This is a genomic window from Stenotrophomonas sp. Steno-C17 (assembly GCF_056393165.1).
The window spans coordinates 173,681-180,645 of the sequence record NZ_JBWJPD010000010.1 but is presented as its reverse complement, the minus strand read 5'-3'; the positions used below and the strand labels follow the sequence as shown (position 1 = coordinate 180,645).

The 6,965-nt window shown below is 67.3% G+C and carries 6 protein-coding genes; 2 read left to right on the top strand and 4 right to left on the bottom strand.

Going from position 1 to position 6,965, the window contains the following annotated elements:
• Positions 1-275 precede the first annotated feature (275 nt).
• Complete coding sequence (gene tyrS, locus AC06FA_RS11455) at positions 276-1,487, bottom strand: tyrosine--tRNA ligase (RefSeq protein WP_108761015.1); 1,212 nt, start codon at positions 1,485-1,487, stop codon at positions 276-278.
• A 168-nt stretch (positions 1,488-1,655) separates the two neighbouring features.
• Between tyrS and AC06FA_RS11450 the strand changes: the two genes are divergently transcribed.
• On the top strand, positions 1,656-3,128 hold the full coding sequence (locus tag AC06FA_RS11450) for a peptidoglycan DD-metalloendopeptidase family protein (RefSeq protein ID WP_478068402.1): 1,473 nt from the start codon (positions 1,656-1,658) through the stop codon (positions 3,126-3,128).
• 65 nt (positions 3,129-3,193) lie between these two features.
• Positions 3,194-4,321, top strand: a complete 1,128-nt coding sequence (locus tag AC06FA_RS11445) for an anhydro-N-acetylmuramic acid kinase (RefSeq protein WP_478068401.1) — start codon at positions 3,194-3,196, stop codon at positions 4,319-4,321.
• 102 nt (positions 4,322-4,423) lie between these two features.
• Here the strand turns inward: AC06FA_RS11445 and AC06FA_RS11440 are convergent, their stop codons facing one another.
• From AC06FA_RS11440 to AC06FA_RS11430, 3 genes are all read right to left on the bottom strand, one after another.
• Positions 4,424-4,654, bottom strand: coding sequence for a hypothetical protein (locus tag AC06FA_RS11440; protein ID WP_108751450.1), 231 nt, complete (start codon positions 4,652-4,654; stop codon positions 4,424-4,426).
• Between the two features lie 75 nt (positions 4,655-4,729).
• Positions 4,730-6,034: an AmpG family muropeptide MFS transporter gene (locus AC06FA_RS11435; protein WP_478068400.1), complete on the bottom strand. Its 1,305-nt coding sequence runs from the start codon at positions 6,032-6,034 to the stop codon at positions 4,730-4,732.
• Complete coding sequence (locus tag AC06FA_RS11430) at positions 6,031-6,831, bottom strand: exodeoxyribonuclease III (protein WP_478068399.1); 801 nt, start codon at positions 6,829-6,831, stop codon at positions 6,031-6,033. The genes AC06FA_RS11435 and AC06FA_RS11430 overlap by 4 nt, the downstream gene beginning before the upstream one ends.
• Positions 6,832-6,965 lie beyond the last annotated feature (134 nt).

Sequence of the window (6,965 nt, the reverse complement as noted above, 5' to 3'; positions counted from 1 at the left end):
ATTCCCGTGTGCTGCGAAGTTTCCTTCGTAGCGAGCCGCCCATTATGTCAGGCTTTTTCAGTCTGTCAACACCTTCGTTCGATCATCTCGTTCGGCGGTGGTGGGCGCCCTGGTGTCGCTGGGAGGCCTTGGCGGCGAACCCTGCGACGGGGGAGAGAAAGTATGTCTCCGTTCGCCGCATTTGTGAAGGGGGTGTGGCAATTTTTTTTTACGGATGTTGCATTCGTTCAGCCGAAGCGGACGCGGGGGCCGGCTGACGCCGGCCCCCGCGCGGATCAGGCAACGATCAGACGGACACGGGCAAAGGTGCGCTTGCCGACCTGCAGCAGGCCTTCAAAGCCCGGCTGCAGCACCTGCTGGCCGTCTTCCACGACTTCACCGTCCACCTTCACTGCGCGCTCCTTGAGCTTGCGGTTGGCTTCGGAGTTGCTGGGGGTCAGGCCGGCGGCGGTCAGCAGCGCAGCAATACGCAGGCCCTCGGCCGGAATGGCCACGTCCTGCAGCGGCAGCTGGGTGATGTCGCCCTGCCCGGTCACCGCCGCTTCCCAGCCGGCAATGGCCTGCTCGGCCGCAGCGGCGTCGTGGAAGCGGGTGGCCAGTTCACGGGCCAGGCGCAGCTTCACCACGCGCGGGTTCAGGGTGCCCGCGGCGACCTGTTCGCGCAGCGACACAGCCTCGGCCTGGCTGATGTCGAAGGACAGCAGCTCGATCCAGCGCCACATCAGGGCGTCATCGACCTTCATGGCCTTGGTGACGATGTCGATGGCCGGTTCGCTGATACCAATATAGTTGCCCAGCGACTTGGACATCTTGTTGACCCCGTCCAGGCCTTCCAGCAACGGCATGGTCAACACCACCTGCGGCTTCTGCCCATGGTGCTCCTGCAGGCCTCGGCCCATCAGCAGGTTGAACTTCTGGTCGGTACCGCCCAGTTCGACGTCCGCTTCCAGCGCCACCGAGTCGTAGCCCTGCACCAGCGGGTACAGGAACTCGTGGATGGCGATGGACTGTTGGGCCGCGTAGCGCTTGGCGAAGTCATCGCGTTCGAGCATGCGGGCCACGGTGTGCTGACCGGCCAGGCGGATCATGTCCGCCGCGCCCATCTTGCCGAACCACTCGGAATTGAAGCGGACTTCGGTCTTTTCCCGGTCCAGCACCTTGAACACCTGCTCTTCATAGGTACGGGCGTTGGCCAGCACGTCCTCGCGGCTGAGCGGCTTGCGGGTCAGGCTCTTGCCGGACGGGTCGCCGATCATGCCGGTGAAGTCACCGATCAGGAAGATGACCTGGTGGCCGAGGTCCTGGAACTGGCGCAGCTTGTTCAGCAGCACGGTATGACCCAGGTGCAGGTCGGGGGCGGTGGGGTCGAAGCCTGCCTTCACGCGCAGCGGGCGGCCTTCCTGCAGGCGCGCACGCAGATCCTCGAGCTTCAGGATCTCGTCGGCTCCGCGGCCGATCAGGGCAAGGGCTTCTTCAATCGAGGACACGTGACTACTCCCGGCAGTGCCGTTTCTTATGTGGGGTGTTAACGCCAAGTTAACCCGATTGGCTTCACAAAAGCCAATAGGCACAAGGGTTTGACGCGGTTTTCTCAGGTGTCTATGGTAACCGCCGAACAGGCCCGCGCTCCCGGGCCCGCCAGGAAAACACCGCTGATGCACAATTCCGACCAAGGGCGCGCACGCAAGCAGCGCTTCCAGGAACGACTCCACGTCCTGCACGACAACGCCCTGCACCGGAAGCTCAGGCAACACCTTCCCGCCGCTTTCAACGAGCGCTGGACCCGCCGCCACTGGATGCACGCGAGCCTGTTCGCGACCATCGGCGCGCTGGTGGCGACCATCGTTCCCGGCTTCTCGCACACCATCGATGCGCCCTACGCCGACAGCCACACCAGCCTGGCCCTGCCGCTGCCGCCGCTTGCGCAGGCGCGCCAGCAGCAGACCCCCGGCGACAGCTGGCAGGTGCTGCGGGTGCAGCGCGGCCAGACCCTGAGCGAACTGTTCGACCAGGCCGGCATTCCGGCCAGCACCCTGCACCGGGTACTGGACCACCCCGGCGCGCGCGATTCGCTGACCAAGCTGCGGCCGGGTGCGGAGATTGCCTTCGACATGCCGCTGTCGGGTGACCTGCGCAGCATCCGCTTCGACCGCGACGGCGAGCACCGGGTGGAACTGAGCCTGGCCGGCAATGACATCAAGGAGAAGGTGACCCAGCGCGAGACCTCCACGCGCACGGTGGTCACCAGTGGCGAGATCACCAGTTCGCTGTACGCCGCGGCGCGCCGTGCCGGGCTGTCGCCGTCGGCGATCGCGACGATGACCGACGACATCTTCAAGTACGACATCGACTTCTCGAAGGACCTGCAGCCGGGCGACCGTTTCAGCGTGGTGATGGACGAAACCTGGCGCGAAGGCGAGAAGGTCGATACCAGCAAGATCCTGGCGGCGACCTTCACCACCGGCGGCAAGACCTATTCGGGCTTCCGCTTCGAGCGCAACGGCAAGTCGGAGTACTACGACATCAACGGCCGTTCGCTGAAGAAGAGCTTCATCCGCATGCCGATTCCCTTCGCCCGGTTGAGCTCGACCTTCGGTGCCCGCAAGCACCCGGTGCTGGGCAAGATGCGCATGCACAAGGGCGTGGACTACGCCGCCCGCACCGGCACCCCGATCATGGCCGCCGGTGATGCCCGCGTGCAGTTCGTGGGCGTGCAGCGCGGCTACGGCAACGTGGTGATCCTGGACCATGGCCGCGGCCACACCACCCTGTACGGGCACATGTCGCGCTTTGCCGGCATCAAGAACGGCCAGCGCGTGGCCCAGGGCACGGTGATCGGCTACGTGGGCTCCACCGGCCTGGCGACCGGCCCGCACCTGCACTACGAATTCCGCGTGAATGGCCAGCACCGCAACCCGCTGACGGTGACCATGCCGCCGCCGGAACCGCTGAAGGGCGCCGAGCTGGTGGCCTTCCGCGCGCAGACCGCACCGGCTATGGCCCGTATCCAGGGCATGGAGAAGCTGATCTATGCCGACGCCAGCCCGGCCCCGGCCAGCCGCGAGGCCGACGCCACCGAGGTGGCCAGCGCCAAGGACGCCAAGGCGCCGGCCCGCAAGCGCGGCTGAGCCCCTGCGTTGACGAACAAGGACGTGGCAGCACAAGCTTGCCACGTCCTTTTTTTATGCCCGCCATGAACGCCGCCGCCGACCCGAACGCCCCCCTGTACCTTGGCCTGATGTCGGGCACCAGCGCCGATGGCATCGATGCCGCCCTGGTGCAGTTCCCCGTTGCCGGCGGCTGCCACTTCGTACACGGACTGACCGCCCGTTGGGAGCCGGTGCTGCGTGCACGCCTGGTCGCGCTGGGCGAAGGTGGCCCACTGCAGTCGCTGGAGGAGCTGGGCGAACTGGATGCGCGGATCGCGATCGCCTTCGCCGGCGCGGCCAACCAGCTGCTGGACGAGGCCGGGGTGGATCGCGCGCAGGTGCGGGCGATCGGCTCGCACGGGCAGACCGTGCGCCACCGGCCACTGGCCGACCCGGCCTTCACCGTGCAGCTGGGCGATGGCAACCGGATTGCCGAGCTGACCGGCATCACCACTGTGTGCGACTTCCGTCGCCGCGACGTGGCGGCCGGCGGCCATGGCGCGCCGCTGATGCCCGCCTTCCACCTGGCCATGCTGGGCGCCGCCGATGAAGACCGCGCGGTGCTGAACCTGGGTGGCATCGGCAACCTGACGTTGATTCCCCAACAGGGCGCGGTACGCGGCTTCGACACCGGCCCGGCCAATGCACTGATGGATGCGTGGTGCCAGCGCCACACCGGTCGCAGCTTCGATGCCGATGGCGCGTTTGCCGCCAGCGGCGCAGTGGATGACAGCCTGCTGGCCGGCTGGCGCGCCGACCCGTGGTTCGATCTGCCGCCGCCCAAGAGCACCGGGCGCGAGCAGTTCCACCTGGCCTGGGCCGAAGCGCACATGGGCGAAGGCCAGTTCAGTGCCGCCGATGTGCAGGCCACGCTGCTGGAACTGACCGCGATGACCGTGGCCGATGCGCTGCTGGCGCAGCAGCCGGGCACGCGGCGGGTGCTGGTCTGCGGCGGTGGCGTGCACAACGCGCAGTTGATGCGGCGGCTGGGCGCGCGGCTGCCGGGGGTGCTGGTTGAATCCAGCGCACGGCATGGTCTGGACCCGGAATACGTGGAAGCGATGGGCTTTGCGTGGCTGGCCCAGCGCACGATGGAGGGATTGCCGGGCAACCTGCCGGCGGTGACCGGCGCGCAGGGGCCGCGGGTGCTGGGGGCGATCCACCTGGCGTGAGGACGGCAGTCGAGCATGGCTCGACTCTACAAAGCCCGTGACGGCAGTCGAGCATGGCTCGACCCTACAAGCAGTCGAGCATGGCTCGACTCTACAAAGGCGCTAGTCGAAGCCCTGGCCGGCGGGCATGGCCTGCAGCGCGGCGATGGCCGCCGACAACGCATCCACTTCGGGATCGCCGAAGCCGGAGCGTACTTCCAGTTCACTGCTCAACAGCCCCTGCTCCAGCACCGCCTGGCAGGTCTGTTCGTGGGTCCAGCCACGCGCGACCGCCACCCGCCGGATACGTTCCAGCAGCAGCGGATCGACGTCGCGCAGCACTATGTCGGCCATGCTCACTCCCCGTTCGCAAGGCACCGCCCCCCCGGCGCACGAGGCGATCATCCCGCAGCTGGGGCGTGCAGGCAATCAGGGCGTGGCCGGCGGCCCGCGGTCCAGGATGCGCGGCCACAACCAGGCCAGCAGCAGCAGGGTCGGCACCACGGTGACCGCGCTGAGCATGAAGAAGGTGCTGTAGGAGCTGGCTTCAACGATGTAGCCGGAAACGCCACCAACGAACTTGCCCGGCAGGTTGGCCAGCGACACCAGCAGCGCGTACTGGGTGGCGGTGAAGTTGCGGTCGGTGAGCGAGGACATGAAGGCCACCAGCACCGTGCCGGCGAAGCCCTGGAACAGGTTGTCGGCGCTGAGCGCGGCATAGAACGCCCACAGCTGGCCGGGGTTGTGCGCCATCAGCAGGAAGGCCAGGTTGGACAGGGCCACGCCCAGTGCGGCCACCAGCAGCATGCGGCGGAAGCCGAACGCGGCCACCGCGATACCGCCAAGGAAGGCGCCGCCGATGCCCATCCAGACCCCGAACAGCTTGGACACCGTGGCGATGTCGGCCTTGTCGAAGCCCGAATCCAGGTAGAACGGGCCGGCCATGACCCCGATCACCTGGTCGGGGAACTTGAACAGACCGACGAACGCCAGCAAGCCCAGCGCCAGGGCGATGCCGTTGCGGCTGAAGAAGCTGGTGATCGGCTGCACGAAGGCTTCGGCCACATCGATCCGGCGCTGCACGGCGTTGGCCGGGCGGTCCGGCTCGCGGCAGAACAGGGTGGCCAGGATCGGCAGCAGCATCAGCGCGGCCATGGCCAGGTAGGCCACGATCCAGCCTTCGAACTGGGCCAGGTACAGCGCGCCGGCACCGGCCAGGATCAGACCGATGCGGTAGCCCAGCGTGTAGGTGGCGGCCAGCGCGGCCTGCGCGGTCTGCGGGGCGATCTCGATGCGGTAGGCATCAACCACCGAATCCTGGGTGGCGCCGGCGAAGGACGCGGCCAACACCCAGCCCACCAGCGGCCACACCCCCTGTTCGGGGCGCACGAAGGCCAGCGCTACCAGGCCAACCAGCACGGCCACCTGGGACACCAGCAGCCAGGAGCGCCGGCGGCCAAGCCTGCCCAGCAGCGGGAACGCGTAACGGTCCAGCAGCGGCGCCCAGACGAACTTCAGCAGATAGAAGAAGCTGGCCAGGCTGATCAGGCCAATGCTGCCCAGGTCCAGGCCGACATCACGCAGCCGGGTGGACAGGGTCTGCGAGGCGATCAGCAGGAACGGCAGGCCGCTGCCGAAGCCCAGCAGGGCCATGGTCAGCGCCGACGGCGTGCCGAAGGCGCGCTTGATGCCGGCCCAACCCTTGTAGCTGGGCGCCGCAGCGGCCTCACTCACAGGTCGTAGTCCACGGTGAACGGGGCGTGGTCGGAGAAGCGCTCGTCGCGGTAGATCGAGCAGCTGCGCAGGCGGTCACGCAGACCAGGGGTAATGAACTGGTAGTCGATGCGCCAACCGACGTTGTTGGCGCGGGCGGCGCCGCGGTTGCTCCACCAGGTGTAGTCCTCGCCGGTGGGGTTGAGCAGGCGGTAGGCATCGGCCCAGCCGCGGCCGGAAGCGACATCGGTGGCCTGGCCGTGGTCGGCACACAGGCCATTGAGCCAGTCGCGTTCCTCGGGCAGGCAGCCGGAATTCTTCTGGTTGGATTTCCAGTTCTTGATGTCCAGCGCCGAACGGACGATGTTCCAGTCGCCGCACAGAACGTAATCGCGGCCGCTGCGGGCCCACTCTTCCAGGATCGGCCGCAGCCACTCCATCACTTCGAACTTGAAGCCCTGGCGCAGGTCGCCCGAGCTGCCCGAAGGGATATAGAAGGAGACCACGCTGAGATTGCCGAAGCGCGCCTCGATGTAGCGGCCCTCATCGTCGAACGGGGCCCAGCCCAGCGAGGTGATGACCTGGTCGGGTTCGCGCTTGCTGTAGATGGCCACGCCGCTGTAGCCCTTCTTGGTGATGGCGTCGCGGTAGAAGCAGTGGTGGCCGTCGGGACGGAACATCGGATCGGTCAGCTGGTCCTCCTGCGCCTTGGTTTCCTGGATGCACAGAACATCGGCGTCCTGGGCACGGAACCAGTCGAGGAAGCCCTTGGTGGCGGCCGAGCGGATGCCATTGGCGTTGAAGCTGATGATGCGCATGCAGAAGAACCTACGGCGGGAAACCGGGCAAGCATACCGGTTGGCCGCGGGGCTGCGCAGTGCGCCGAGGGCGCCCGGGCAGGCCTTCACACCGGCCCGGACGAGCGCGAAAGGCCCAGCTGGATTAGGATTTA

Bases quoted from the DNA above. Each gene is read 5' to 3' on its own strand.
- AC06FA_RS11440 (WP_108751450.1), bottom strand. From the start codon at position 4,654: ATGGCCGACATAGTGCTGCGCGACGTCGATCCGCTGCTGCTGGAACGT.
- AC06FA_RS11430 (WP_478068399.1), bottom strand. From the start codon at position 6,831: ATGCGCATCATCAGCTTCAACGCCAATGGCATCCGCTCGGCCGCCACC.
- AC06FA_RS11445 (WP_478068401.1), top strand. From the start codon at position 3,194: ATGAACGCCGCCGCCGACCCGAACGCCCCCCTGTACCTTGGCCTGATG.
- AC06FA_RS11450 (WP_478068402.1), top strand. From the start codon at position 1,656: ATGCACAATTCCGACCAAGGGCGCGCACGCAAGCAGCGCTTCCAGGAA.